This window comes from Pigmentiphaga sp. NML030171 (assembly GCF_002188635.1).
In the GTDB taxonomy this organism is placed as follows: domain Bacteria; phylum Pseudomonadota; class Gammaproteobacteria; order Burkholderiales; family Burkholderiaceae_B; genus Pigmentiphaga; species Pigmentiphaga daeguensis.
Genome location: NZ_NINX01000055.1, coordinates 93,440 through 118,106, shown reverse-complemented (window position 1 = coordinate 118,106; position 24,667 = coordinate 93,440). Strand labels below are relative to the sequence as shown.

Sequence of the window (24,667 nt, the reverse complement as noted above, 5' to 3'; positions counted from 1 at the left end):
TCCAGGAGGAGGATCATGATGCAAGCAGACAAGCAGCGCGTTCTCATCGTCGGGGCCGGCCCCGTCGGCATGGTGTGCGCGCTGGCGCTGAACCGGCAGGGCATACCGGTGACCGTGTTCGAGCAGGAGCCCGGCCCGGTCAAGGACCAGCGCGCCGCGTCCATCCACCCGACCACGCTGGAGATGCTGGACGAGCTGGACGTGACCCGGACCATCGTGCCGCGCGGCCTGGTTTCCGAGACCTACCAGTACCGCGACCGGGTCAGCGGGAAACTGATCGCGGAGTTCGACCTGCGCGGGATGGCGGACGTCTTCCGCTTCCCCTTCGTGCTGCAATACGAACAGTACAAGCTGACGGGGGACATCGCGCAGCAATATGCCGACGAGTCGGATTTCGACGTACGCTACGGGCATGCGGTCGAACAGATCGAGCAGCATGCCGATCAGGTCGAGATCTCGGTCCGGGGGCCCGACGGCATCCGGCGCTATCGCGGCGCCTACCTGATCGGCGCGGACGGCGGGCGCAGCACCGTGCGCAAGGCCGCCGGCATCCCGTTCGAAGGCTTCACCTACCAGGAACGTTTCATCAAGATCGCGACCAGCTTCGATTTCCAGAAAGCCCATCCCGACTACGCCTATCGCAACTATTTTTCGGACCCGGACGAGTGGTGCAACCTGTTCAAGGTCCGGGGCGAGGCCGGGGAAGGGCTGTGGCGCGCCATTTTCCCGACCCGCGTGGACGAGTCCGAGGAAGAGGCGCTGAGCGAACGGGGCGTCGAGGCCAGGCTGCAGAAGTTCTTCCCCAAGGCCGGGCGCTACGAAGTGGCCTACTGCAACGTGTACGGCGTGAACCAGCGCGTGGCGCAGACCTTCCGGCGCGGCCGCCTTCTGCTGGCCGGCGATGCGGCGCACGTCAACAATCCCATCGGCGGCATGGGCATGAACGGCGGCATCCACGACGCCATCAACCTGGCCGGCAAGCTGGGCGCGGTGCTGAGAGGCGGGGACGACGCCCTGCTGGACCAGTACAGCCGCCAGCGGCGCCATGCCGCGGTGGCCTTCGTGCAGGCGCAGACCATCGCCAACAAGAAAATGCTGGAAGAAAAAGACGAGGCCAGCCGCCAGAAGAAATTCGAAGAGCTGGCGCGCATCGCGGACGATCCGGCCGGCGCGCGGCAGTACATGCGCCGCGCCTCGCTGCTGGAGAGCCTGGAAACCGCCAATGCCATCACCTGAGGACACCATGATCGATCCCACCCGCACGCTGGGCAGCCTGCCGCCCGAGCAGGCCGCCGAACTCGAGCGCGCCGGCCCCATCTGGGGCACCGACATCAATCGCTTCCGCGACCTGGTCGTCAAGCTGTACTCGCCGCTGGTGGCGGCGGCGCCCAAGGACGGGATGACCGTCGCGCGCAATCTGTCCTACGGGGACAGCGCGCGCCAGGTGCTGGACATCTTCACGCCCGACGGCGCGCGCGATGCCGACGTCGTGGTCTTCGTGCACGGCGGCGCCTTCATTCGCGGGTCCAAGAGCGCCAATGGCCATATCTACGACAACGTGTCGTACTGGTTCGCGCGCCAGGGCATGGTGGCGGTCAACATGGAATACCGCCTGGCGGGCGAGGCGCCGTTCCCCGGCGGCGCCGACGACGTGGCCGCCGCCGTGCGCTGGCTGGCCGGGCACGTGTCCGCCCACGGCGGCAATCCGCGCCGCATGTTCCTGATCGGACACTCGGCGGGCGGCACGCACGTGGCCACCTATTGCTTCGATCCGCGCCGGGGCTATCGGCCCGACCCCGGCGTGCTGGGCGCGGTGCTGGTCAGCGCGCGGCTGCGGGCCGACACGCTGCCGGGCAATCCCAACGCCAGGGCGGTCGAGGCCTACTTCGGCACCGATCCGGCCAGCCACGAGGCCGACTCGCCCATGGCGTACGCCGCCGAGTCGGACCTGCCGGTGATGATCGCCATCGCGCAATACGAGAATCCCTACCTGGACCTGTACGGGCTGGAGTTCTGCCAGCGCGTGGCCCGCGCGCGCGGCTACGTCCCGCGTTTCGTGCAGATGATGCGGCACAACCATACGTCCATCGTCGCCCATTTCGACAGCGGCGAGGAAACGCTGGGCCGCGAGATCCTGGACTTCTTCCGCAGCATTGCCTGAGCTTCCCATTTAGAGGTTTCCATGAGTGACTCCGCCACGCTGGCCACCCGTGCCCAGCCGCTGGGCAAGTATCCCCACTACAAGACCATGGGTGACAGCATCTACCTGTCCGGCATCAGCGCCCGGCTGCCCGACGGCTCCATCGCCGGCACCACCCGCCATGCCGACGGCAGCGTGACCCGCGACATCGAGGTCCAGACCCGGGTGGTGATCGAGAACGTGCGGGCGACGCTGGCCGAGGCCGGCGCGACCCTGGCCGACTGCATCGACATCCTGGTATTTCTGACCGATATGAAGGATTTCCCGAAATACAATGCCGTCTACGGCGAGTATTTCGATGCAGGCGGCCCCACCCGCACCACGGTGGCGGTCAGCGAGCTTCCGCGTCCCGACATGATCGTCGAGATGAAGGTGGTGGCATGCCGGCCCCGGCCGTGACCGCATGCGTTACAGACCTATCGGGTAGTCATGTCCACGATTTCCTCCAAGATCTCCAAGCAGCTGGCTGAACAAATCATCGACGGCACCTATCCGCCGGGCACCAAGCTCGAGGAGCGGTCGCTGGCCGAGAAATTCAACGTGTCCCGTACGCCCATCCGCGAGGCCTTGCGCGAACTGGGCAGCCGGGGGCTGGTGGAGGTGATGCCGCGCCGGGGCGTGGTGGTCGCTTCCATCGGGGTCAAGGAACTGGCCAAGCTGCTGGAGGCCGACTGCGAGCTGGAAGCGCTGTGCGCGCGGCGCGCCGCCGAATGCATGACGGCGATGGAAAAGAAAGAGCTCGAGTTCATCTACGAGCAGAGCGCCGAGTTCGCCCGGAACGAGGACGTCGCCGGCTATCTGAACAACAACCGCCAGTTCCACGCCCATATCCTGGCCGGCGCCCACAACGAGGTGCTGGCCTCGATGGTGGCCGACCTGCGCGAGCGGCTGGCGCCGTTCCGCCAGGCCCAGGCCCACGTGAACGACCGGCTGTCGGTGTCGCACGACGAGCACGAGCCCATCGTCAAGGCCATCCTGGGCGGCGACCCCGAAGGGGCGTACAACGCCATGCGCAGCCACCATGCGCGCCTCAGCAACCACGTATTGCGGCTGATCCGCTCGCGCCAGGACGAGGACGCCTGAGCCTGCGGGGCCGGCAGGCGACCGTCGCAAGCCGGCTCAGGCCCCTTCTTCCGGCTTCGGTCCGTCGCCCGGGGCGGGGGCGCCGGCGTCGTCCAGGCGCTGGTCCGTGGGATCGGGGCCGTCCGCCGCATCCGTCTCGGCGATCTCCACCGCGGTTTCGGCCGTCGGCTCGTCCTCGATGTCCTCGGCGCCCCCCTGCGCATCCACCACGTCCAGGAAGCGGCAGTCCAGGCTCAGGTCGAGTTCGTCGTCGCCCATGATTTCCAGCAGCACGTGGCGGCCGCGCTCCAGCTCCGGCAGGGTACCCACGCGTGTATAGAAGGGCGCGTCCTTGAGCCTGACCAGCTCTTCGCGCAGGACCACGGCCTCTATGCGGCGCAGGCCCTGCTGCTTGATCCAGCGCAGGCACCAGAAGCGTTCCATGGCCTGCTGGAAGTCGGCATAGGCGCCGTACTTGGCCTCGAAGGCGCTGATGACGGCGTACAGGTCGGCTTCGCGGGGCTTGAAGGGGGCGACCAGGCGCGCCGACACGCCGTGCTCGATGGCGGCGATCAACTGGCCCTGGTTGACCAGGTCCACATAGCGCCGCAGCGGCGAGGTGCACCAGGCGTATTGCGGCACGCCTATGGAATCGTGGGGCGCCGCGGCCGTTCCCATCCGTACCCGGCCCATCTGCTGCGAGCGGTAGATGCCCGGCACGCCGCACGACGACAGCAGTCCGCCCCAGAGGTTGTTGGCCAGGATCATGTATTCGGCCACCAGCCGGTCCAGCGGCGCGTTGCGCTTGCGCTGCTCGATGCGCACGTGCGCCGATTCGGGGTGGTCGGGGTCGCCGTCCACGTAGAAGCTGAAATCGACCCGGTTGTTCGACTCGGGCTTGCCGCGGACTTCGTCGCGGCGCCGGGACAGGGCCTTGGCCAGCCGCCACAGCGGGCGAAAGACGTGGCCGTAGGGCAGCTCGGCGGCGGGGTCGTCCAGCTGTTCCTCGCCGATCAGGTCGTCCAGCGTGTTGTGGCGCAGGTTTTCGCGCACGACGATGCGCTCGATGCGCGATTCGTGAGACAGGATCTCGCCGGTGTCGGGATGGGCCACGACGTACAGCGACAGGGCGGGCACGGGCCGGCCGGCGTCCAGCGAGAACGCGGCGATCACCTCGTCGGGCTGCATCGGGATCTTGGCGCCCGGCATGTAGACCGTCGACATGCGCGCGCGCGCCAGCGCGTCCAGGTCACTGTCGCGCGTGACGGCCAGGGCCGGGACGGCGATGTGGATGCCGACCCGGAGCGTGCCGTCGTCCAGCGCCTGCACCGATAGCGCATCGTCGATCTCGGTGGTCGTGATGTCGTCCACCGAATAGGCTTCGACGTCGGCCAGCGGCAGGTCGCGGGCGATGGCGGGCACCTCGGCCGGGGCGAAGCCCGTGCCGCGCGGAAAATGCTGCGCGTAGAAGCGGCGCTTGTGGATGGCGATCGCGCTGGGGAAGGCGCCCAGGTTCATCAGCAGCCGTTCGGGGCGCATCTGCAACTGGGTGCAGGCGGCGTCCAGCGCCTTCCATTCCAGGGTGTTTTTGTCGGGCTTGAACAGCAGGGTCTCGGCCTGCCGGGCCAGCGGCTCGGGCAGGGTGCCGGCCTTGATCTCGTCCACCCAGGCTTGCTGCTGTTCGGCCTGGCGCTTCTTTTTTTCCAGGGCCGCCAGCGCGGCCGCCAGGATGTCGGGCGGGGCGGGACGGTACTTCCCCTTGCCGCGGCGATGGAAATAGACCGGCGCGCCGTGCACGCGCAGCAGCATGGCGGTCTGCTCCACCGGGGTGGGCGCGTGGCCGTAGTATTCCTCGGCCAGCACCGGGATGTCGAAGTCGTCCTTGGGCGCGCATTCCCACAGGAATTCCAGGTCCAGGTCCTGCGAGGCCGCGTCGGCCTCCTTCAGCAGGGCCTCGGGCGACGGCTGCTCGAAACGCACGATGACCGCGGATTTCTTGATCTTGCTGCGCTTGCCGCTGGCCGCCTCGACCTGCAGGCTGGTGTCGGTTTCGCTCAGGACAGTGGCGGCCTTGAACCCGCCGTCATCCTCGTAGAGGACATGCATCGTGTGTTTACCCTGGGATGGATTCGTCGTCTGCCGCGGCGTCGGCGAAAGCCAGGACGCCGGGCAGGTAATGCTCGAAATCGGAGATGCCGTGGTCGCCGCCTTCGATGATGTGCTGCCACGCGCCCGCGTAGTGGTCGCGCATCTCGCGCCAGTCCAGCACTTCGTCGCCGGTGGCCGCCAATAGATAGTAGCGGCAGGGGCGGGTGATGCGCGCGACGGCGTAGGCGCGCAACTCGTCCACGTGGCCGGCGGTGAAGCTGAAGGGCTGGCCGTCGTGGTAGGACAGGTGTTCGCCCACCTGCGTGGCGAGGTCGCGCGCGCCGTGGACGACGGGATTGAGCAGGGCGGCGCGGCAGCCCAGCCGTTCGGCCAGCCAGGTCGCGTAGTAGCCGCCCAGCGAGGAGCCCACCAGGGTCAGTTCGCCGCCGTTCGCGCGCGCATGCCGCTGCATGTCGCGCGCCAGCGGCTCGGCCAGCTCCATGGCCTCGCGCGGGCTGGCCGGCAACTGCGGGCAGGCCCATTCGCGCCGGCGGCCGCGCTCGGCCATGGCCTGCGCCAACTGCCGCGCCTTGGCCGAGGCAGGAGAGGAACGGAACCCGTGCAGGTAGAGCAGCATCATGCCGAGCCGGTACCGGGGGCACGCTCGCGCAGCGCCCGCAGCAGTTTGTCGTGCACGCCGCCGAAGCCGCCGTTGCTCATCACCACCACGTGGTCGCCGGGCCGCGCCGCGGCCGCGATGGCCGCGACCATGGCGGACAGGTCCGACCAGCCGCTGGCCCGGGCGCCCAGCGGGGCCAGGGCCTCGGCCGGGTCCCAGCCCAGCGCGTGCTTGCCGTCCTGGGCTCCGAAGCAGAACACCAGGTCGGCGTCCTGCAGCGAGCCGGGAAGCTGCGCCTTCATGGCGCCCAGCTTCATGGTGTTCGAGCGGGGTTCCAGGACGGCCAGGATGCGCTCGCCCGGGACCCGGGCGCGCAGGCCCGCCAGGGTGGTGGCGATGGCGGTGGGGTGGTGGGCGAAGTCGTCGTAGACCCGCACGCCGTCTACGGTGCCGCGCAGCTCCATGCGGCGCTTGACCCCGGCGAAGCGGCTCAGGGCCGCCACGGCGTCCGCCGGGACCACGCCCACGTGCTCGGCCGCCGCGATCGCCGCCAGGGCATTCATCCGGTTGTGCTCGCCGCTCAGCGTCCAGGCCACGCGGCCTGCGGACGTGCCGCGGTGGATGACTTCGAAGGCGCCCGATGCGTCCTCCGGTCCCGCCTGCCAGTCGCCTTCGGCGCCGAACGTGACGGTTTCCGACCAGCATCCGCGCGCCAGCACGCGGTCGATGGCGGGCGTGCGGGTGGGCGCGACGATCCGCCCCTGGCCGGGAATGGTCCGGACCAGGTGATGGAATTGGGTTTCGATCGCGGCCAGATCGGGGAAGATGTCGGCGTGATCGTATTCCAGGTTGTTCAGGATGGCGGTGCGGGGCCGGTAGTGGACGAACTTCGAGCGCTTGTCGAAGAAGGCCGTGTCGTACTCGTCGGCCTCGATCGCGAACACCGGCCGCCCTGTGCCCCGGCCAGGCGAGAGGCGCGCCGACACGCCGAAGTCCTGCGGCACGCCGCCCACCAGGAAGGACGGCTGCAGCCCGGCCGACTCCAGGATCCAGGCCAGCATCGAGGTGGTCGTCGTCTTGCCGTGCGTGCCGGCCACGGCCAGCACGTGGTGGCCGGGCAGGACATGTTCGCCCAGCCACTGCGGGCCGGACGTGTAGGGCAGGCCTTCGTTCAGGATGGCTTCCATCAGCGGGTTGCCGCGGCTTACCACGTTGCCGACCACGAACAGGTCCGGCGCGAGCGCCGTCTGGCCGGCATCGAAACCCTCGATCAGTTCTATGCCTTGTTCCATGAGCTGGGTGCTCATGGGCGGGTAGACGCCGGCGTCGCAGCCGGTGACGCGGTGCCCGGCCGCCCGCGCGATCAGCGCCAGGCCGCCCATGAAGGTGCCGCAGATGCCGAGTATGTGTAGATGCATGGTTGCCTGCTTCCGGTCGGGGTATGGATTGTAGACGCCCGGGCCGGTCCGGGCCGTCGCGGGGCCGGGCCGGGGACGAAGTATGATGTCGGGGTCACCTCCTCGGAGCAATCATGTCGTTTTCTTCTTTGCGCCAGGAAATCGCCGCCGCCGCGGCCCGGATGATCGCCGAGGACGGGCTGGACTACAGCACCGCCAAGCGCAAGGCGGTCAAGCAACTGGTGGGGGCCGGCAGCCTGCCCCGCGGCGACGTGCTGCCGGACAATGACGAAATAGAGAACGAGGTCCGCGAATATCAGGCCCTGTTCATGGGGGATACCCAGCCCGCGCGCCTGGCCAGGCTGCGGCGGGTGGCGCTGTCGGTCATGGACCTGCTGGAACGATTCCAGCCCTATCTGGTCGGTCCTGTCTGGAACGGCACCGCCGGCGAGCATTCCGACATCGCCCTGCAGTGCTTCGCCGACTCATCCAAGGAAGTCGAGATATTTCTCCTGAACCATGGCATCAAGTACGAAGTGGGCGAACGCCCGGATTTCCGCGGCCGCGGCAAGGTCGAGGCCCTGTACTTCCTCTGGCAGAAGGAAGGCGTCATGTTGAGCATCTATGATGGCCTGGCGCTGCGCGGCGCCTTGAAGCCCGGCCCCGACGGCCGCGCCGAGCGCGGCGACGCGCGGGCCGTGGCGCGGCTGCTGGACGACGTCGAGGGGCGGATGCAGGGGCAAACGGCATGAGCGCGCCCAAAGGGGGCGCGGCCTCCCGCGGGGAGGACGGCGCGCGACAGCAGGGGAGTACGGCGAGCGGATCTTCCCGCCGCCGGCTGCTGGTGTACGGCGGCACCGGCCTGGCGGCGGCCCTGGTGGGCGGCGGCGTGGCCTGGTGGCGCCTGGCGCCGACCGCGGCGTCCGACCGGGCGGTGAACATCCTGTACGCGCAGACCCTGGAAGGGCTCGACGGCCGTTCCTATCCGTTCCAGCAATGGCGGGGACGGCGCCTGGTGGTGAATTTCTGGGCGACCTGGTGCCCGCCCTGCGTGGACGAGATGCCGGAACTGGACATGCTGCACCAGGAATTCGCCAATACCGCGCAGTTTGTCGGGATCGGCATCGATTCGGCCGCCAACATGCGGAAATTCGTTGAAAAAGTGCCCGTAGGTTATCCTTTGCTGATCGCCGGCAACGTCGGTACGGAACTGGCCCGCGAGCTGGGCAATGCCAGCGGCGGACTGCCGTACACGGTAGTGATCGACGAAAAAGGGGCGGTAATCCATCAGTATTCCGGCCGGATCAAGCCCGATACGTTGCGGGGCGTGCTCAGGCCCGCCTGAAGGCGTCCCTACACCCGGGACATCCCCGGGGGGTGGGATGGTCCCGACATGGCAGAATCGTCGAATTCGTTACAATTGATAGACAATATGGCGTGTTTTGCGTAAAAATCGCGCCCTTCCGTATCGCATCGCAGGCATATGGCCCATCGCATCCTGGTTCTGCACGGCCCGAATCTGAATCTGCTCGGCACGCGCGAGCCCGGTATCTATGGTGCGACGACACTGGCCGACATCGATGCACGGCTGCAGGCCCTGGCGCAGCAGCACGGCGCGTCGCTCGCCTCGTTCCAGAGCAACCATGAAGGTGCGCTGGTCGACCGCATCCAGGCGGCCGCGGGCGAAGGCGTCGATTTCATCGTGATCAATCCGGCGGCCTACACGCACACCAGCGTGGCGGTCAGGGATGCGCTCGCGGCGGTGGCGGTGCCGTTCATCGAAGTCCATTTGTCGAACGTGCACAAGCGGGAAGCCTTCAGGCACCGTTCGTATTTCTCCGACCTGGCCGTTGGCGTGATCGCCGGGCTGGGCGCCGATGGCTATGAAGCGGCCGTGCGCTACGCGCTGTCGCATTGAAGAAAATTACTGGGGAAGCCCCATGGATCTTAGAAAACTGAAAACCTTGATCGACCTGGTTGCCGAATCCGGCATCGCCGAGCTGGAGATCACCGAAGGCGAAGGCAAGGTGCGCATCGTCAAGTTCGCGCAAGGCGGCCAGCTCGCCGCCGCGCCCGCGGTCCAGGCCTACCAGGTCATGCCGCAGGCCGCCCCCGCGCCGGCCCCGGCAGCCGAAGCCGCGCCCGCCCCGGCGCCCGTCGTGGCCCAAGGCCACGTCGTCAAGTCGCCCATGGTCGGCACCTTCTATCGCGCGCCCAATCCCGGCGCCGCGGCATTCGTCGACGTCGGCCAGGCGGTCAAGGAAGGCGACCCGCTGTGCATCATCGAGGCCATGAAGCTGCTCAACGAGATCGAGGCCGACAAGGCCGGTACCATCAAGGAAATCCTGGTCGAGAACGGCCAGCCGGTCGAATACGGCCAACCCCTGTTCGTGATCGGCTGACCGGTCGACACCATGCGCATCGACACCCTGCCCGTTGATGCGCTTCACACCGTGTTATCAGTCGGGCGCCGGGACCGGCGCGCCAGTCCCGGCAAGGCATCGTCCGCCGCGACGCCGCCGGAGGAAGCCGCCCCGACCAGCCGTCCGACTTTTTCAGGACATTCGTTCATGTTTGAAAAGATCCTGATCGCGAATCGCGGGGAAATCGCCCTGCGCATCCAGCGCGCCTGCCGCGAGCTGGGGATCAAGAGCGTGGTCGTGCACTCCGAGGCCGACCGCGAGGCGAAGTACGTCAAGCTGGCCGACGAGTCGGTCTGCATCGGGCCCGCGCCGTCGCGCGAGAGCTACCTGAACATGCCGGCCATCATCTCGGCGGCCGAGGTCACCGACGCCGAAGCCATCCATCCCGGCTATGGCTTCCTGTCCGAGAATGCCGATTTCGCCGAGCGGGTCGAGAAGAGCGGTTTCGTGTTCATCGGCCCCAAGCCCGAGTCCATCCGCATGATGGGCGACAAGGTCAGCGCCAAGCAGGCCATGATCGCGGCCGGCGTCCCCGTCGTGCCCGGTTCCGACGGCGCGCTGCCCGAGGATCCGAAGGAAATCATCCAGATCGCCCGCAAGGTCGGCTATCCGGTCATCATCAAGGCCGCCGGCGGCGGTGGCGGACGCGGCATGCGCGTGGTCCATACCGAGGCCGCGCTGCTCAACGCCGTGACCATGACGCGGTCCGAGGCCGCGGCGGCGTTCAACAATCCCGACGTGTACATGGAGAAGTTCCTCGAGAACCCCCGCCACGTCGAGATCCAGGTCCTGGCGGACGGCCAGCGCGGCGCGATCTGGCTGGGCGAGCGGGACTGCTCGATGCAGCGCCGCCACCAGAAGATCATCGAGGAAGCGCCGGCGCCTCACATTCCGCGCCGGCTGATCGACCGCATCGGCGACCGCTGCGCCGACGCCTGCCGCAAGATCGGCTATCGCGGCGCGGGCACGTTCGAGTTCCTGTACGAGAACGGCGAGTTCTATTTCATCGAAATGAACACCCGCATCCAGGTCGAGCACCCGGTCACCGAGGCGATCACGGGCGTGGACCTGGTGCAGGAGCAGATCCGCATCGCCGCCGGCGAGAAGCTGCGGCTGCGCCAGCGCGACATCGTGTTCCGCGGCCATGCCATCGAATGCCGGATCAATGCCGAGGATCCGTTCCGCTTCACTCCCAGCCCGGGCCGCATCACCAATTGGCACGTGCCCGGAGGCCCCGGCATCCGCGTCGATTCGCACGTCTACAACGGCTATTTCGTGCCGCCCAACTACGACTCCATGATCGCCAAGGTCATTGCCTATGGCGATACGCGCGACCAGGCGCTGGCGCGCATGCGCATCGCCCTGTCGGAAATGGCGGTCGACGGCATTTCGACCAACATCGCGCTGCATCGCGAACTGCTCCAGGATGCCCGCTTCATCGAAGGCGGAACCAACATCCATTATCTGGAGCATCGCCTGTCCCAGCGTCCGGACTGAAGGTAGCGAGTCCGTATGCGCGAACTGGTGTTCGACTGCCCCGAGCAATTGGCCGAGCCGCTGTCCGACGCGCTGCTGGAAGCGGGCGTGTTGTCGGTGTCGGTCGAGGATGCCGATTTCGGCACCGAGGCCGAACGGCCCTTGTTCGGTGAGCCCGGCCTCGAGCCGGAAACCCAGGCCTGGTCGCGCAATCGCGTCGTGGCGCTGCTGCCCGACGGCGAGGATCCGGCCCAGTTGCTGGCCCTTGCCTGCGCGGCCTGCGGCATCGACGACACCCCTGCCTGGCAATTGCGCGAGGTGCCGGATGCCGACTGGGTCCGCCTGACCCAGTCGCAGTTCGAGCCCATCGAGGTCGATGCCCGCATCTGGATCGTGCCGACCTGGCACGAGGTGCCGGACCGCCCGGGCACCATCTCCATCCGCCTCGATCCGGGCCTGGCCTTCGGCACCGGCAGCCATCCCACCACGCATCTGTGCCTGGCCTGGCTGGCCGCCAATCTGCGGGCTGGCCGCAGCGTGCTGGACTACGGCTGCGGTTCGGGCATCCTGGCGATCGCCGCGCGCAAGCTCGGCGCCGGCGAAACCGTGGGCATCGACATCGACCCGCAGGCGGTCCAGTCCGCCCAGGCCAATGCGCAGGCCAACGGGGTCGAGGTGCTGACCGGGCTGCCCGATGTGCGCCAGGGCTGGCGCGCCGACGTCGTGGTGGCCAACATCCTGTCCAATCCGCTCAAGGTGCTGGCGCCCATGTTGTGCGATCGCGTGTTGCCGGGCGGCGACCTGATCCTGTCGGGCGTGCTCGAGCGGCAGGCCGACGAAGTCGCGCGGGCGTATGCGCCATGGATCGAGATGAAGGTCTGGCGCGCGCTGGACGGTTGGGTCTGCCTGCACGGGCAGCGTCCCGCCTGACGGACGCCCGGCATGACGCTCGCCACTCGCTGCCCCCAGTGCGCCACGGCGTTCCGGGTGGCCCCGGACCAGATCAAGCTGCGTGGCGGCTGGGTGCGGTGCGGGGTCTGCAACGAAGTCTTCGATAGCAGCCAGAGCCTGATCGAGCTGGACCCGGCCGGCGGCGCGCCGCGCCCGGTGGCCGCCGGACCGGCCTTTCCGCCCGAGGCGCCAATCTCTTCGCCCGAGGCGCCGGCTTCCCCGCCCGAGTCGCCGGTCGAGCCGCACGTGCTGCGCCGGCGCGGAGAAGGCCTGGTCGCTTCCATGCAAGACGATGGCAGCCAGGCGCCTACGCCCGAACCCACGCCCTCGTTCTCTTCGCCGCTGGCCGTTGCCGCCGGCGAAGCCGGCGTGCCGGACCGCGAGGCAACGCCGGGCGCCGAGTCCTTCCCGGTCGCGGGCGCTTCGCCGAAGCCGGCCTTGACGGACGAGGCGGCCGATGGCGCCCTGCCTTCGGTGCTGCGATCCCGCCGCGCCGCGCCGGCCACGGCATCCGACGGTGCGCCAGTCCAGCCGCCGGATGCGGAGGCCGGACCCGCCGTCGCCGTGCCGACGACGCCTGCCCTTGGCTCCGCCGAAGACGCACACGCTCCCATCGTGGGCGAATCCCGCCCACGCGAACGGGAGTCCCGCGGCGACGAGGCGCCCGATTTCCTGGACGAAGAGGCCCGGCAACGCCGGCGGCGTGCCCAGTGGCTGTGGGGCCTGGCCGCGCTGATCGCGCTACTGGTCCTGCTGGCCCAGGCGGCCTGGATCTTCCGTGCCGAGATCGCGACCCGCGTGCCCATGCTCCGTCCCGCCATGGAGCGGCTGTGCCAGCGGTGGCAGTGCACGGTCGGCTATCCCCGCGCGCCCGAACTGCTGGTCATCGAGTCCTCGTCCGTCGAGCCCTGGTCGCCCGAGTCGCCGGGATTTGCGCCCCCCATCGCCGACGAGGCCGAGCCGGTGCCGGGCGAGTCCGCCGGCATCGTGCTGCCGACGCGCCAGCTGGCGCTGCGGATGGTGTTGCGCAACCGCGCCACCTTTCCGCAGTCCTGGCCCGCCATCGAACTGTCGCTGATGGACCTGTCCGACGCGGTGGCCGCCCGCCGCGTGCTGCTGCCCTCGGTCTATCTGTCGCCCCGGGATTTCGCCCAGCCGCTGGGACCGCTCCAGGAGCGGGTCCTGCGGATTCCCATCGAAACCATCGACGCCCATGCCACCGGCTACCGCGTCGCCATCTTCTATCCGTGACCGCCATGGCCCATCCCGAAACCGCTCCCGTCATCATCTGCGGCTCCGTTGCGTTCGATACGATCATGGTGTTCGAAGGCAAGTTCCAGGAGCACATCCTGCCGGAGCAGGTGCACGCGCTCAGCGTGTCCTTTCTCGTGCCGTCCATGCGCAAGGAGTACGGCGGCTGCGCCGGCAACATCGCTTACAACATGCGGCTGCTGGGCGGCACGCCCGTGCCCGTGGCCACGGTGGGCGAGGACGCGGGCGACTACCTGCGCCGCATGCGCGAGCAAGGCACCAACGTCGACTGGGTCAAGGTCGTACCCGGCACCTTCACGGCGCAGTGCTTCATCACGACCGACCTGGCGGACAACCAGATCACCGCATTCCACCCCGGGGCCATGTCGGCGGCGGCCACCAACGACCTGACCGGCGCGCCCGGCGTCTGGGGCATCGTCGCGCCCGACGCGAAGGACGGCATGTTCGCCCATGCGCGGCGGCTGCACGCGCAAGGCATCCCCTTCATCTTCGACCTGGGGCAGGCCATGCCGCTGTTCAACGGCGAGGACCTGGAGGAAATGCTGGCGCTGGCGCAGGTGCTGACCGTCAACGATTACGAGGCCCATGTGGTCGAGCAGCGCACGGGCCGCAGCATGGCGGACATCGCCGCGGGCCTGCAGGCGGCCATCGTGACCCGGGGCGAGAAAGGCTCGACGCTGCTGACCGGCGGCCAGGAGATCCACATCGATCCCGTCAAGGCCGAGGCCGTGGTGGACCCCACCGGTTGCGGGGATGCCTATCGCGCCGGGCTGCTGTACGGCCTGACCGTGGGATGGCGCTGGGAAGACTGCTGCAAGCTGGCCAGCCTGATGGGCGCCATCAAGATCGCCTGCCGGGGCCCGCAGAACCACCAGATCAGCCGCGAGGAGATTTCGTCGCGCCTGGAACGCAGCTACGGGCTTTCGCTGCCGCAAGGCTGATGCGATTCGCCGTGGTCATGGTTTGAAACAACCTGGGCCGGTCGGGGGCGGGCGCCCAAGGGCCGGTGGGCGAACCGACAGGGTATAAATCCAGTCCAAGATCTTTGTTTCATACCAAGAAGAGGGCGCTGCGGCGTTTCTCCGCTTTTCCATCAGGATGGCTCTATGAACCCAAGCAATTCGTCTCTTTCCCTGGCTGCCGGGCGCGGGCGCGCCCTGGCGGTGGCTGCCGCGCTGTCGGCGCTGGCGCTTTTGGCCGGATGCGCGACGGGCAGCAACTCGGCGTCGGTCTATGACCGCAACCAGGCTCAGCGCGAGCAGGTGGTGCGCATGGGGACGGTGGAGTCGGTGCGACGCGTCACGATCGACCGCGGCCAGACCGGCGTGGGCACGGCCGGCGGCGCGATCGTCGGCGGCGTGGCGGGCAGCAGCATAGGCGGGGGCCGTGGCCAGATCATCACCTCGGTGCTGGGCGCGATCGCCGGCGGCATCGCCGGGCAGGCCGTGGAAGGCGGGATGTCCAAGCGCGAAGGCCTGGAAATCACCGTCCGCTTCCAGAACGGGGAGTTGCGCTCCATCGTGCAGGAAGCCGACGAGATGTTCTATGTCGGGGACCGTGTGCGCGTGTTGAGCGGCACCGGCGCCACCCGCGTCACGCACCTGTAAGGCAACGAGGCCGGCGCCGCTTGCCCGGCGGCGCCGCATCGATACCGGGGCGGGCCCTGGGCCCGCGTGGCCTTACAGCCCGAAGATGGGCAGGCCGATGCGGGACAGCACCATCAGCGCGATCTGCGTCAGCAGGAACAGGACCAGCGGCGACAGATCCAGGCTACCCAGCGAAGGCAGCACGCGCCGGATCGGATCCAGCAGCGGGGCCGTCAACGCGTGAAGGACCGGCATGGCCGGCGCGCCGGGGTTGACCCACGACAGGATCACCATCAGCAGCGTGACCCACATCACCAGATTGATGGACCACTTGAGCATCAGCATCAGCGCGATCCACAGCCCCTCGGGCAGCATGGAAAGCGGATTGCCCCCCGCAACCAGGATGATGGCCGCCAGATAGACCAGCGCCGTCAGCCAGGCCGCCACCAGGCAGGCCCAATCCACGCCACCCCGCCCCCCCAGCACCCGCCGCAGCGGGATCACGATCCAGTCCGTGACCTGGAACACGGTCCGCGAAATGGGGTTGTACGGCGGCATCCGCACGAACTGCAGCCACAAGCGCAGCAACAGCACGGCCCCGTAAAGGGTGAAAACGACGTTGAGCAAAAACCGGGCGATATCGCCAACCATGAGGACTCCGGGCACCGTACTGCTGTTCAGCAGGTTGTAAGCAAAAGATTATAACCCCCCCCTACGCGCTGACGCGCGCCCCCCAGGGGGCGGCACTGGCGGACCGGCAAAGCCGGATCCGCGGTGCCCTGGATCAAGGCAAGCAAGCGGTGCTTCGCACCGAGATATCCTACGCAGACCCAGGATGCGGTGGATCCGGCTCCGCCGGTCCACCCGCATCGCCCCCTGGGGGGCGCGCGAAGCGCGTAGGGGGGGGCCACAAAAAACCCCGCCAAAGCTCGCACCTTGGCGGGGTTTGAATCAGAGCGCAAGGCGCTCCGATTAGGGCTTACGGGCGGCTGCCCGTAGGGAAGGGCCAAGCAGCGGCAGGGTTGAGCGCCGTTTTCGCGCCCGGCGCAGCCGCGGTGGACGGCGCAGGGGCAGGCTTTTTGGCTGCAGGCTTCTTGGGAGCAGCCTTCTTGGCCGGCGCCTTCTTCGCAGCAGGCTTCTTGGCAGCAGCAGCCTTCTTGGCCGGGGCCTTTTTCGCCGCGGGCTTCTTGGCGGCGGCAGCCTTCTTGGCCGGGGCCTTCTTGGCTGCGACCTTCTTCACTGCGGCTTTCTTGGCCGGAGCCTTCTTGGCCGCAACCTTCTTCACTGCGGCTTTCTTGGCCGGAGCCTTCTTGGCCGCGACCTTCTTCACTGCAGCTTTCTTGGCCGGGGCCTTCTTGGCCGCGACCTTCTTCACTGCGGCTTTCTTGGCCGGGGCCTTCTTGGCCGCAACCTTCTTCACTGCCGCCTTCTTGGCCGGGGCTTTCTTAGCCGGGGCTTTCTTGGCTACCGCTTTCTTCGCGGCCTTCTTGGCTGTCGCCATGGTCTGCTCCTTTACGAGACGTTCAGGGACCCAGAACACGAACCCGCTCGGACCATCCTCACGGGCTATTCATCGGCGCAAGCCCTGCTGGTGAACGAAACCTCAACAGCGGAATCAGTTTGCGCTAATGAATGCTGCACACAGCCATTCGACATACCCCGCAACTGGTGCGACCCATGTCGAATGACTTGGCAGGCGGTTTCCCGCCTGCCGGATGACACCCCCGTTTGCCCGGCCGCCGATGCTTCGTCTTCGACAAAGCAACATGCGCAGGGGCCGGATGGTGCGCTGGGCGAGGGGACCTGCCCCATGCGCCGCGTCTGAACTCATCCGGGCCCTGCCGGGCGCCCGAGGGCGCCTGATCCTGTCTACGTGTGGTCTAGTCCCAGCTCAGCGCCCCGCCGGTCTGGTACTCGATCACACGCGTTTCAAAGAAATTGCGTTCTTTCTTCAAGTCGATCATTTCCGCCATCCACGGGAAGGGGTTCTCTTCCTGCGGGAACAGCGGTTCGATGCCGATCTGCTGGCAGCGGCGGTTGGCGATGAAGCGCAGATACGATTTGAACATCGGCGCATTCAGGCCCAGCACGCCGCGCGGCATGGTGTCTTCGGCGTAAGCGTATTCGAGTTCGACCGCCTTGCGGAAGAGTCCGCGGATTTCCTCGCGGAATTCCGGCGTCCACAGATGCGGGTTCTCGAGCTTGATCGTGTTGATGAGGTCGATGCCGAAGTTGCAGTGCATGGACTCGTCCCGCAGGATGTACATGTACTGCTCGGCCGCGCCGGTCATCTTGTTCTGCCGGCCCAGCGCCAGGATCTGGGTGAAGCCGACGTAGAAGAACAGGCCTTCCATCAGGCATGCGAAGACGATCAGCGACTTCAGCAGGGTCTGGTCGGCCTCCGGCGTGCCCGTCTTGAAGTTCGGGTCGGCGATGGCGTCGATGAAGGGGATCAGGAACTCGTCCTTGGCGCGGATGGACGGAACTTCATTGTAGGCATTGAAGATTTCCGACTCGTCCAGGTCCAGGCTTTCGACGATGTACTGGTAGGCGTGGGTGTGGATCGCTTCCTCGAAGGCCTGGCGCAGCAGGAACTGCCGGCACTCCGGGGCGGTGATGTGGCGATACGTGCCCAGCACGATGTTGTTCGCGGCGAGCGAGTCGGCCGTGACGAAGAACCCCAGGTTGCGCTTGATGATGCGGCGCTCGTCCTCGGTCAGGCCCTCGGGGTTCTTCCACAGCGCGATGTCGCGCGACATGTTGATTTCCTGCGGCATCCAGTGGTTGGCGCAGGTGGCCAGGTATTTTTCCCAAGCCCACTTGTACTTGAACGGGACCAGCTGGTTGACGTCCGTCTGGCCGTTGATGATGCGCTTGTCCGCGATGTTGACGCGACGCGAGGAGGCGGTGCCGGGCGCCGCAGCGCCCGCGGCCAGCGCGACCTCGTCGAACGCGCCGGCGTGTTCGCGCGGCGCGGCGGTGCCCGCCGGCTGCAGGGCCGGCGTGGCGGAGGGGGTGGATACTTCTTCGTCCCAAGACAACATAGATCGACTCCGGTATTCAGCGGGGGTTATTGGCAGGCTTCGCACTCTTCGAAGCCAGGGTCACCCGGCTTCATGGTGCATACCGCCCCGACGATTTCCGGTTCCGGAAGGTTGGTGCCCGCCGCGGACATTCCCGCATTGGACGAGGCCGTGGGCACGGCGTTCAATTCGCCGCCGCGTCCGGTCGATTTTTCAGCGCTGGTCGCACCCAGGGTGCGCAGGTAGTAGGTGGTCTTCAGGCCGCGCTGCCAGGCCAGCTTGTACGTCTCGTCCAGCTTCTTGCCCGATGCGCCCGCCATATAGATATTGAGCGATTGCGACTGGTCGATCCACTTCTGGCGGCGCGCCGCGCATTCCACGAGCCAACGGGGCTCTACCTCGAAGGCCGTCGCATACAGCTTGCGCAGCTCGGGAGGCACCCGGTCGATCTTGGCGAGACTGCCATCGAAGTACTTCAGGTCTGCGATCATCACCTCGTCCCACAGCCCGAGCTTCTTGAGATCACGCACCAAGTAATCGTTGACGATCGTGAATTCGCCGGAGAGATTCGATTTGACGTACAAGTTCTGATAAGTCGGTTCAATGCACGCAGATACGCCAATGATATTGGAAATCGTCGCCGTCGGGGCAATAGCGATGCAGTTCGAATTGCGCATGCCATGCAGTTTGATGCGCTCGCGCAACGCATTCCAGTCCATCGACGCGCTTTCGTCGATGTCGACGTAGCCTCCGCGCTCTTCGCGCAGCAGCTTGATGGAATCCTGCGGAAGAATGCCGCGGTCCCACAGCGAGCCTTCGAACGACGAGTAGCGGCCGCGTTCCTCGGCCAGTTCGGTCGACGCGAGGTAGGCGTAGTAGCACACCGCTTCCATCGAGCGGTCGGCGAATTCGATGGCGGCATCCGACGCGTAGGGCACGCGCATGATGTGCAGCGCATCCTGGAAGCCCATGATGCCCATGCCGACGGGACGATGGCGCAGGTTGGAGTTGCGGGCCTTGTCGACGGCGTAATAGTTGATGTCGATCACGTTGTCGAGCATGCGCATGGCGACGTGGATCGTGCTGCGCAGCTTGTCGTGGTCGAGCTCGACCGTGCCGTCGGCGTTGGTCTTCAGGTGCGCGACGAGGTTGACCGAACCCAGGTTGCAGACCGCGATCTCGGACTCGTTGGTGTTCAGCGTGATCTCGGTGCACAGGTTGGAGCTGTGGACGACGCCGACGTGCTGCTGGGGCGAGCGGATGTTGCAGGGATCCTTGAACGTGATCCACGGGTGGCCGGTCTCGAACAGCATCGAGAGCATCTTGCGCCACAGCGACATGGCCGGGATCTTCTTGAAGAGCTTCAGTTCGCCGCTGGCGACCTTGGCTTCATAGCCCAGGTAGGCCTTCTCGAATTCCTTGCCGACCTTGTCGTGCAGGTCGGGGCAGTCGGACGGCGAGAACAGGGTCCATTCGGCATTGTCCATGACGCGCTTCATGAACAGGTCGGGGATCCAGTTGGCCGTGTTCATGTCGTGGGTGCGGCGGCGCTCGTCGCCGGTGTTCTTGCGCAGTTCGAGGAATTCCTCGATGTCCAGGTGCCACGTCTCGAGGTACGTGCACACGGCGCCCTTGCGCTTGCCGCCCTGGTTGACCGCCACCGCGGTGTCGTTGACCACCTTCAGGAAGGGGACCACGCCCTGGCTTTCGCCGTTGGTGCCCTTGATGTGGCTGCGCAGCGCGCGCACGGGGGTCCAGTCGTTGCCCAGGCCGCCGGCGTACTTGGCCAGCAGCGCGTTTTCCTTGATGGCGTCGTAGATGCTTTCCAGGCTGTCGGCCACCGTGGTCAGGTAGCACGACGACAGCTGCGAGTGCAGGGTGCCGGCGTTGAACAGGGTCGGCGTCGAGCTCATGAAGTCGAACGACGACAGGATGTTGTAGAACTCGATGGCGCGGGCTTCGCGGTCGGTTTCTTCCAGGGCCAGGCCCATCGCGACGCGCATGAAGAAGGCCTGCGGCAGCTCGATGCGGGTGCCCTTGATGTGCAGGAAGTAGCGGTCGTACAGGGTCTGCAGGCCCAGGTAGGTGAACTGCAGGTCGCGCGTATCCTTCAGCGCCGCGCCCAGGCGCGCCAGGTCGAAGGTGGCCAGCTTGGGGTCAAGCAGGCCGCCCTCGATGCCGCGAGCGATGAATTGCGGGAAATATTCGGCGTAACGCGTGGCCATGGCGGCTTGTTCGACCTCCTCGCCCAGCACTTCCTTGCGGATGGTGTGCAGCAAGAGACGTGCCGTGACCGTGCTGTAGGCCGGATCCTTTTCCAGCTGCGAGCGCGCGGCCAGGATGGCGGACTTGAAGATCTCGTCGGTGGAGACGCCGTCGTACAGGTTCTTGACGGTTTCCTTGAAGATGCCCTCGGCCGAGACGAATTCCTCCAGGCCCGAGCACGCGGCCTGGATGATGGCCTGCAGGTGCTGGGGGTCGAGCGGGATGCGCAGGCCGTTCTCGGTGACGTGCACGACCGCCTGGTCGGGCGAGGTGTGCATCAGCGCACGCTGCTGGGCGCGCTTTTCACGGTACAGCACGTAGGCGCGCGCGACGTCATGCTCGCCGGAGCGCATCAGCGCCAGTTCGACCTGGTCCTGGATGTCTTCGATATGGACCGTGCCGCCGCTGGGCTGGCGGCGGACCAGCGCGTGGACGACCTGTTTGGTCAGGCCTTCGACGAGCTCGCGCACACGCGCGGAAGCAGCGCCCTGGCCACCGTTGACGGCCAGGAAGGCCTTGGTCAGCGCGATGGAAATCTTGCCGGGTTCGAATCCGACCACGGCGCCGTTGCGCCGGATGACCTTGTGGTCGGAATACGCGGTCTGGTCGGCTTCGGTCTGTGCGGGCTTGGAAGCTAGCGGCGCAGCGGTCGATTGGGCCGAGGGAGTCGAGAGTTGCATAAGGCCTCCTGGATGCATGAAGGCGCGGGGGGCCGCGCCGGTACTCGGTGTTCTGGGATTTGCAGCGAATATTCTTGATTACAAGGGCGTCAGGCCGCGCCGGAGCGCGGCTTGGGGCCTAACGACGAGGTGCGCGGCAGTGGCCGCCGCACATCCGGGCTGGTCTGGATAAGCCATGTTTTCCCCCTCCCTTGCAGCGCGGGCACTACATCTAGTGGTGTGTGACCGGCAAGGCACTAATTCTAGGGGGGGGCAGATTGTACGGCAAGTGTCAAAATGTTGCTGGCGGAGAGAATCCGGCGCTCGCATAGGCAAATCGGGCTCTATTTATTAGACAGCCAGCAACCATGCGTGTTTCACGACGAAAGGTGCACGAGGCACGCGTGAAATGCGGCGTTTGCAGCGCGTGAAACAGAGCGGGCGCGGGCTGGGCGTGGGCGGGCCGGGGTTGGCGAGGGCGAGATTCTACAGGAGGGGAAGGGCGGTCCAGCCCGTTTCCCGGCCGTAGCGGGCCCAGTCGAAGGCGGGGCCGGGGTCGGTCTTGCGGCCGGGGGCGATGTGCTCGTGGCCGCGGACGGCCTGCAGGGGGTAGCGGGCGCGCAGGGCCGGGGTGAGCCAGGCCAGGGCGCGGTACTGGGCGTCGGTGAAGGGCACGGTGTCGCAGCCTTCGAGTTCGATGCCGATGGAAAAGTCGTTGCAGCGTTCGCGGCCGTCGTGGCAGGAGACGCCGGCGTGCCAGGCCCGGCGGTCGGTGCTGGCGAACTGGACGATGGCGCCGTTGCGGTCGATCAGGAAGTGGGCCGAGACCTTCAGGCCGCGCAGGCAGTCGAACCAGGGGTGGGCATCGCAATCGAGGGTGTTGGTGAACAGGGCCTCGACGTAGGGGCCGCCGAATTCGCCGGGCGGCAGGCTGATGTTGTGCAGGACCAGCAGCGAGATTTCCGTGCCGGGGGGCCGCTCGTCGGTGTTGGGGGAAGGGACCCGGCGCACGGCGGGGTGGTCGATCCAGCCCTGGCCGTCCAGCCGCGCGGCGACGTTCATTTGCCGGGACCCTTCAGCGAGTGGGCCAGGCTGCAATAGTTATAGCCCTTGCGCCGCACGGCTTCGGACGGCGGCAGGTGGATGCCGCAATGGGCGCAGCGCACCATGCCGTCGGCCGGGAAGCGGCTGGCGTCGGCCCGACGCGATTCGCGGCGGTGGCCCTTGACCGCGCTGCGGGCGGCGATGCGGGCCACCAGCAGGGCGACCACGATGACGAACACCCAGAAAAGTAGCTTGCCCATGGTGGTTGGGGGTCCTGGTTTCTAGCGGTGCAGGATGAACTCGAGCACGAACCGGGTGCCGGTGTAGGCCAGCAGCAGGAAGGCGAAGCCGACCAGCGTCCAGCGCAGCGCGATGCGGCCGCGCCAGCCCCAGACCTGGCGTCCCAGCAGCAGCAGGCCGAAGGTCAGCCATGAGAGCAGCGTGAAGACGGTCTTGTGGTCCAGGGGCAGCGCGGTGCCCGACAGCGACTCGGAGATGACGATGCCGCTGATGACGGCCAGGGTCAGCAGCACGAAGCCGACCCAGATCAGCCGGAACAGCAGGCGTTCGAGCACCAGCAGGGGCGGCACGGCGTCGAACAGGCGGGCGTAGACCCGGGCCGAGTGCCGGGGCTGGGGCGGGTTGCTGGCCGAGATGTCGTGCAGGCGCCGGTCGGCCGAGGCCATCAGCAGCGCGTGCAGGGCGGCGATGGTGATCATGCTGTAGGCGGCCAGCGCGATGGCCAGGTGCACGCGCAGCCAGCCGCTGTCGGCATGGGCGATGACGCGGCCCTCGGGAAAGACCACGGGCAGCACGGTGCCGATCACGCCCAGCGGCATCAGCCAGAGCCGCAGGCCGTCGATGGCCACCCACAGGCTTTCGGCCCAGAAGACGACCAGGCCCAGCCACAGCGCGGCCGAGATGCCCAGAGCGAAGCCCAGCTTCAGGTTGCCGTCCCCCAGCATGGCCTGCTGGACCGCCAGGCCGTGCAGGATCAGCACCAGCGCCAGCCCCAGGCGCTCGGCGGAGCCGGTCCGGGGTTCGGGGTGCGACGAGACGGCTCGCCACGCGAATACCGTCAACAAGGCGTAACCGGCCGCAGCCAGTGCGTGCAATACAATTCCCATATCCATGGAAGTGTAAGCGAATCCCATTCATGCTCGATAACCTTACCGCCCGCCTGTCGCGCGTCGTCAAGACCCTGAAGGGGGAAGCGCGCCTGACCGAGGCGAATACGCAGGAAATGCTGCGCGAAGTCCGTCTGGCGCTGCTGGAAGCCGACGTGTCCCTGCCGGTCGTGCGCGAGTTCGTCGCGCGGGTCAAGGAAAAGGCGCTGGGCGAGGACGTCATGGGCAGCCTGACGCCCGGCCAGGCGCTGGTGGGCGTGGTCCACAAGGAACTCACCGCCCTCATGGGCGGCGACCTCGGACCCCACGCGAGCGAGCTGTCGCTGGCCCAGCAGCCCCCCGCCGTGATCCTGATGGCGGGCCTGCAGGGCTCGGGCAAGACCACCACCACCGGCAAGCTGGCCCGCTGGCTGGCCGAAGGCGGCCATGTCCAGAACGGCCGCAAGACGGGCAAGAAGAAGGTGCTGGTGGTCAGCGCCGACGTCTACCGTCCCGCCGCCATCGAGCAGTTGAAGACCGTGGCCGCGCAGGCCGGCGTCGACTTCCTGCCCTCGTCGGCCGACCAGGCGCCCGAGGCCATCGCCCGCAACGCGCTCGACCATGCCCGCAAGCACCATTACGACGTGCTGATCGTCGATACGGCCGGCCGCCTGGGCATCGACGAGGCGCTGATGAACGAGATCCGCGCGCTGCATGCCCTGCTCGAGCCGATCGAGACCCTGTTCGTGGTCGACGCCATGCTGGGCCAGGACGCGGTCAACGTGGCCAAGGCCTTCAACGACGCCCTGCCGCTGACCGGCGTGGTCCTGACCAAGCTGGATGGCGATGCGCGCGGCGGCGCCGCGCTGTCGGTGCGCCACGTCACCGGCAAGCCGCTGAAGTTCGTCGGCGTGTCCGAGAAGCTGTCCGGCCTCGAGCCCTTCCATCCCGAGCGCATGGCGCAGCGGGTGCTGGGCATGGGCGACATCCTGTCGCTGGTCGAGGAAGCCCAGCGCGCGATCGACGTGGACGAGGCGCAGAAGCTGGCCGCCAAGCTCAAGTCGGGCGACAAGTTCGACCTGAACGATTTCCGCGCCCAGATCGCGCAGATGAAGAACCTGGGCGACATGGGCTCGCTGCTGGAGAAGCTGCCGGCGCAATTCTCGCAGGCGGCCTCGCAAATCGACAGCAAGCAGGCTGGCAAGCAGATCCGGCGCATGGAAGGCATCCTGAACTCCATGACCGAGCTCGAGCGTGCCAAGCCCGAGCTGATCAAGGCCTCGCGCAAGCGCCGCATCGCCACCGGCGCCGGCGTGCAGGTGCAGGAGGTCAACCGCATGCTGTCGCAGTTCGAGCAGATGCAGGCCATGATGAAGCAGATGAAGAAAGGCGGCATGGCCAAGATGATGCGCGCCATGGGCGGCATGAAGGCGCTGCGCGGCATGAAAGGCTTGCCTGGACTCAAGTAAAGCCCCGACAATCGCGGTTCCGTGGTC

At 67.3% G+C, this 24,667-nt stretch carries 24 protein-coding genes; 14 read left to right on the top strand and 10 right to left on the bottom strand.

Annotated elements, in window-relative coordinates; translation table 11 throughout:
* Positions 1 to 15 precede the first annotated feature (15 nt).
* From CDO46_RS27220 to CDO46_RS27205, 4 genes are read left to right on the top strand one after another with little or no spacing between them, the layout of a single operon-like run.
* Positions 16 to 1,236 carry an NAD(P)/FAD-dependent oxidoreductase gene (locus tag CDO46_RS27220; RefSeq protein WP_207958687.1) on the top strand — a complete coding sequence of 407 codons (1,221 nt, stop codon included), beginning with the start codon at positions 16 to 18 and terminating at the stop codon, positions 1,234 to 1,236.
* Positions 1,223 to 2,161, top strand: coding sequence for an alpha/beta hydrolase (locus CDO46_RS27215; RefSeq protein ID WP_243724667.1), 939 nt, complete (start codon positions 1,223 to 1,225; stop codon positions 2,159 to 2,161). Before CDO46_RS27220 ends, CDO46_RS27215 begins: the two co-directional genes overlap by 14 nt.
* Positions 2,162 to 2,182: 21 nt before the next feature.
* Complete coding sequence (locus tag CDO46_RS27210; protein WP_087841697.1) at positions 2,183 to 2,599, top strand: RidA family protein; 417 nt, start codon at positions 2,183 to 2,185, stop codon at positions 2,597 to 2,599.
* Between the two features lie 30 nt (positions 2,600 to 2,629).
* Positions 2,630 to 3,283, top strand: a complete 654-nt coding sequence (locus CDO46_RS27205; RefSeq protein WP_087841696.1) for a GntR family transcriptional regulator — start codon at positions 2,630 to 2,632, stop codon at positions 3,281 to 3,283.
* A 36-nt stretch (positions 3,284 to 3,319) separates the two neighbouring features.
* Here the strand turns inward: CDO46_RS27205 and CDO46_RS27200 are convergent, their stop codons facing one another.
* The 3 genes from CDO46_RS27200 to mpl are packed head-to-tail and all read right to left on the bottom strand — an operon-like array spanning position 3,320 to position 7,387.
* On the bottom strand, positions 3,320 to 5,368 hold the full coding sequence (locus tag CDO46_RS27200; protein ID WP_087841695.1) for a ribonuclease catalytic domain-containing protein: 2,049 nt from the start codon (positions 5,366 to 5,368) through the stop codon (positions 3,320 to 3,322).
* Between the two features lie 7 nt (positions 5,369 to 5,375).
* Positions 5,376 to 5,990 (bottom strand): YqiA/YcfP family alpha/beta fold hydrolase, encoded by a 615-nt coding sequence (locus CDO46_RS27195; protein WP_087841694.1) that lies wholly within the window; start codon positions 5,988 to 5,990, stop codon positions 5,376 to 5,378.
* On the bottom strand, positions 5,987 to 7,387 hold the full coding sequence (gene mpl, locus CDO46_RS27190; protein ID WP_087841693.1) for a UDP-N-acetylmuramate:L-alanyl-gamma-D-glutamyl-meso-diaminopimelate ligase: 1,401 nt from the start codon (positions 7,385 to 7,387) through the stop codon (positions 5,987 to 5,989). Before mpl ends, CDO46_RS27195 begins: the two co-directional genes overlap by 4 nt.
* A gap of 113 nt (positions 7,388 to 7,500) precedes the next feature.
* Here mpl and CDO46_RS27185 point away from each other — a divergent pair, with 113 nt between their 5' ends.
* From CDO46_RS27185 to CDO46_RS27145, 9 genes are all read left to right on the top strand, one after another.
* Positions 7,501 to 8,118: a hypothetical protein gene (locus CDO46_RS27185; protein WP_087841692.1), complete on the top strand. Its 618-nt coding sequence runs from the start codon at positions 7,501 to 7,503 to the stop codon at positions 8,116 to 8,118.
* A complete protein-coding gene (locus CDO46_RS27180) occupies positions 8,115 to 8,711 on the top strand; it encodes a TlpA disulfide reductase family protein (protein ID WP_087841691.1) in 597 nt (198 codons plus the stop codon). The genes CDO46_RS27185 and CDO46_RS27180 overlap by 4 nt, the downstream gene beginning before the upstream one ends.
* 138 nt (positions 8,712 to 8,849) lie before the next feature.
* On the top strand, positions 8,850 to 9,284 hold the full coding sequence (gene aroQ / locus CDO46_RS27175; protein ID WP_087841690.1) for a type II 3-dehydroquinate dehydratase: 435 nt from the start codon (positions 8,850 to 8,852) through the stop codon (positions 9,282 to 9,284).
* Positions 9,285 to 9,306: 22 nt separating this feature from the next.
* Positions 9,307 to 9,768 carry an acetyl-CoA carboxylase biotin carboxyl carrier protein gene (gene accB / locus CDO46_RS27170; RefSeq protein ID WP_087841689.1) on the top strand — a complete coding sequence of 154 codons (462 nt, stop codon included), beginning with the start codon at positions 9,307 to 9,309 and terminating at the stop codon, positions 9,766 to 9,768.
* Between the two features lie 168 nt (positions 9,769 to 9,936).
* Positions 9,937 to 11,286 (top strand): acetyl-CoA carboxylase biotin carboxylase subunit, encoded by a 1,350-nt coding sequence (gene accC, locus CDO46_RS27165; protein WP_087841688.1) that lies wholly within the window; start codon positions 9,937 to 9,939, stop codon positions 11,284 to 11,286.
* Between the two features lie 15 nt (positions 11,287 to 11,301).
* Positions 11,302 to 12,195 carry a 50S ribosomal protein L11 methyltransferase gene (gene prmA / locus CDO46_RS27160; RefSeq protein WP_087841687.1) on the top strand — a complete coding sequence of 298 codons (894 nt, stop codon included), beginning with the start codon at positions 11,302 to 11,304 and terminating at the stop codon, positions 12,193 to 12,195.
* Positions 12,196 to 12,207: 12 nt separating this feature from the next.
* The gene (locus CDO46_RS27155; RefSeq protein WP_087841686.1) at positions 12,208 to 13,467 is read left to right on the top strand and encodes a zinc-ribbon and DUF3426 domain-containing protein; all 1,260 of its coding nucleotides are present in this window, start codon (positions 12,208 to 12,210) and stop codon (positions 13,465 to 13,467) included.
* A gap of 5 nt (positions 13,468 to 13,472) precedes the next feature.
* On the top strand, positions 13,473 to 14,429 hold the full coding sequence (locus CDO46_RS27150) for a carbohydrate kinase family protein (protein WP_087841761.1): 957 nt from the start codon (positions 13,473 to 13,475) through the stop codon (positions 14,427 to 14,429).
* Between the two features lie 165 nt (positions 14,430 to 14,594).
* Positions 14,595 to 15,095, top strand: coding sequence for a glycine zipper 2TM domain-containing protein (locus tag CDO46_RS27145; RefSeq protein ID WP_087841685.1), 501 nt, complete (start codon positions 14,595 to 14,597; stop codon positions 15,093 to 15,095).
* Between the two features lie 72 nt (positions 15,096 to 15,167).
* On the opposite strand, the gene CDO46_RS27140 is transcribed toward CDO46_RS27145, so the two are convergent.
* From CDO46_RS27140 to CDO46_RS27110, 7 genes are all read right to left on the bottom strand, one after another.
* Positions 15,168 to 15,725, bottom strand: coding sequence for a YggT family protein (locus CDO46_RS27140; RefSeq protein WP_087841684.1), 558 nt, complete (start codon positions 15,723 to 15,725; stop codon positions 15,168 to 15,170).
* Between the two features lie 328 nt (positions 15,726 to 16,053).
* Complete coding sequence (locus CDO46_RS27135; RefSeq protein ID WP_087841683.1) at positions 16,054 to 16,575, bottom strand: histone H1-like DNA-binding protein; 522 nt, start codon at positions 16,573 to 16,575, stop codon at positions 16,054 to 16,056.
* A gap of 379 nt (positions 16,576 to 16,954) precedes the next feature.
* Positions 16,955 to 18,118 (bottom strand): ribonucleotide-diphosphate reductase subunit beta, encoded by a 1,164-nt coding sequence (locus CDO46_RS27130; RefSeq protein ID WP_087841682.1) that lies wholly within the window; start codon positions 18,116 to 18,118, stop codon positions 16,955 to 16,957.
* A gap of 26 nt (positions 18,119 to 18,144) precedes the next feature.
* Entirely contained in the window at positions 18,145 to 21,042 is a 2,898-nt protein-coding gene (locus CDO46_RS27125; protein WP_087841681.1) for a ribonucleoside-diphosphate reductase subunit alpha, read from the bottom strand.
* Positions 21,043 to 21,507: 465 nt separating this feature from the next.
* Positions 21,508 to 22,083: a 1,6-anhydro-N-acetylmuramyl-L-alanine amidase AmpD gene (gene ampD, locus CDO46_RS27120; protein WP_087841680.1), complete on the bottom strand. Its 576-nt coding sequence runs from the start codon at positions 22,081 to 22,083 to the stop codon at positions 21,508 to 21,510.
* Positions 22,080 to 22,325, bottom strand: coding sequence for a PP0621 family protein (locus tag CDO46_RS27115; RefSeq protein WP_087841679.1), 246 nt, complete (start codon positions 22,323 to 22,325; stop codon positions 22,080 to 22,082). The genes ampD and CDO46_RS27115 overlap by 4 nt, the downstream gene beginning before the upstream one ends.
* Before the next feature lie 21 nt (positions 22,326 to 22,346).
* Positions 22,347 to 23,198, bottom strand: coding sequence for an inner membrane protein YpjD (locus tag CDO46_RS27110; RefSeq protein ID WP_087841760.1), 852 nt, complete (start codon positions 23,196 to 23,198; stop codon positions 22,347 to 22,349).
* 23 nt (positions 23,199 to 23,221) lie between these two features.
* Between CDO46_RS27110 and ffh the strand changes: the two genes are divergently transcribed.
* Positions 23,222 to 24,640 (top strand): signal recognition particle protein, encoded by a 1,419-nt coding sequence (gene ffh / locus CDO46_RS27105; RefSeq protein WP_087841678.1) that lies wholly within the window; start codon positions 23,222 to 23,224, stop codon positions 24,638 to 24,640.
* The last annotated feature ends 27 nt before the right edge of the window (positions 24,641 to 24,667 follow it).

Bases quoted from the DNA above. Each gene is read 5' to 3' on its own strand.
- CDO46_RS27220 (WP_207958687.1), top strand. From the start codon at position 16: ATGATGCAAGCAGACAAGCAGCGCGTTCTCATCGTCGGGGCCGGCCCC.
- CDO46_RS27215 (WP_243724667.1), top strand. From the start codon at position 1,223: ATGCCATCACCTGAGGACACCATGATCGATCCCACCCGCACGCTGGGC.
- CDO46_RS27210 (WP_087841697.1), top strand. From the start codon at position 2,183: ATGAGTGACTCCGCCACGCTGGCCACCCGTGCCCAGCCGCTGGGCAAG.
- CDO46_RS27205 (WP_087841696.1), top strand. From the start codon at position 2,630: ATGTCCACGATTTCCTCCAAGATCTCCAAGCAGCTGGCTGAACAAATC.
- CDO46_RS27200 (WP_087841695.1), bottom strand. From the start codon at position 5,368: ATGCATGTCCTCTACGAGGATGACGGCGGGTTCAAGGCCGCCACTGTC.
- CDO46_RS27195 (WP_087841694.1), bottom strand. From the start codon at position 5,990: ATGATGCTGCTCTACCTGCACGGGTTCCGTTCCTCTCCTGCCTCGGCC.
- mpl (WP_087841693.1), bottom strand. From the start codon at position 7,387: ATGCATCTACACATACTCGGCATCTGCGGCACCTTCATGGGCGGCCTG.
- CDO46_RS27185 (WP_087841692.1), top strand. From the start codon at position 7,501: ATGTCGTTTTCTTCTTTGCGCCAGGAAATCGCCGCCGCCGCGGCCCGG.
- CDO46_RS27180 (WP_087841691.1), top strand. From the start codon at position 8,115: ATGAGCGCGCCCAAAGGGGGCGCGGCCTCCCGCGGGGAGGACGGCGCG.
- aroQ (WP_087841690.1), top strand. From the start codon at position 8,850: ATGGCCCATCGCATCCTGGTTCTGCACGGCCCGAATCTGAATCTGCTC.
- accB (WP_087841689.1), top strand. From the start codon at position 9,307: ATGGATCTTAGAAAACTGAAAACCTTGATCGACCTGGTTGCCGAATCC.
- accC (WP_087841688.1), top strand. From the start codon at position 9,937: ATGTTTGAAAAGATCCTGATCGCGAATCGCGGGGAAATCGCCCTGCGC.
- prmA (WP_087841687.1), top strand. From the start codon at position 11,302: ATGCGCGAACTGGTGTTCGACTGCCCCGAGCAATTGGCCGAGCCGCTG.
- CDO46_RS27155 (WP_087841686.1), top strand. From the start codon at position 12,208: ATGACGCTCGCCACTCGCTGCCCCCAGTGCGCCACGGCGTTCCGGGTG.
- CDO46_RS27150 (WP_087841761.1), top strand. From the start codon at position 13,473: ATGGCCCATCCCGAAACCGCTCCCGTCATCATCTGCGGCTCCGTTGCG.
- CDO46_RS27145 (WP_087841685.1), top strand. From the start codon at position 14,595: ATGAACCCAAGCAATTCGTCTCTTTCCCTGGCTGCCGGGCGCGGGCGC.
- CDO46_RS27140 (WP_087841684.1), bottom strand. From the start codon at position 15,725: ATGGTTGGCGATATCGCCCGGTTTTTGCTCAACGTCGTTTTCACCCTT.
- CDO46_RS27135 (WP_087841683.1), bottom strand. From the start codon at position 16,575: ATGGCGACAGCCAAGAAGGCCGCGAAGAAAGCGGTAGCCAAGAAAGCC.
- CDO46_RS27130 (WP_087841682.1), bottom strand. From the start codon at position 18,118: ATGTTGTCTTGGGACGAAGAAGTATCCACCCCCTCCGCCACGCCGGCC.
- CDO46_RS27125 (WP_087841681.1), bottom strand. From the start codon at position 21,042: ATGCAACTCTCGACTCCCTCGGCCCAATCGACCGCTGCGCCGCTAGCT.
- ampD (WP_087841680.1), bottom strand. From the start codon at position 22,083: ATGAACGTCGCCGCGCGGCTGGACGGCCAGGGCTGGATCGACCACCCC.
- CDO46_RS27115 (WP_087841679.1), bottom strand. From the start codon at position 22,325: ATGGGCAAGCTACTTTTCTGGGTGTTCGTCATCGTGGTCGCCCTGCTG.
- CDO46_RS27110 (WP_087841760.1), bottom strand. From the start codon at position 23,198: ATGGATATGGGAATTGTATTGCACGCACTGGCTGCGGCCGGTTACGCC.
- ffh (WP_087841678.1), top strand. From the start codon at position 23,222: ATGCTCGATAACCTTACCGCCCGCCTGTCGCGCGTCGTCAAGACCCTG.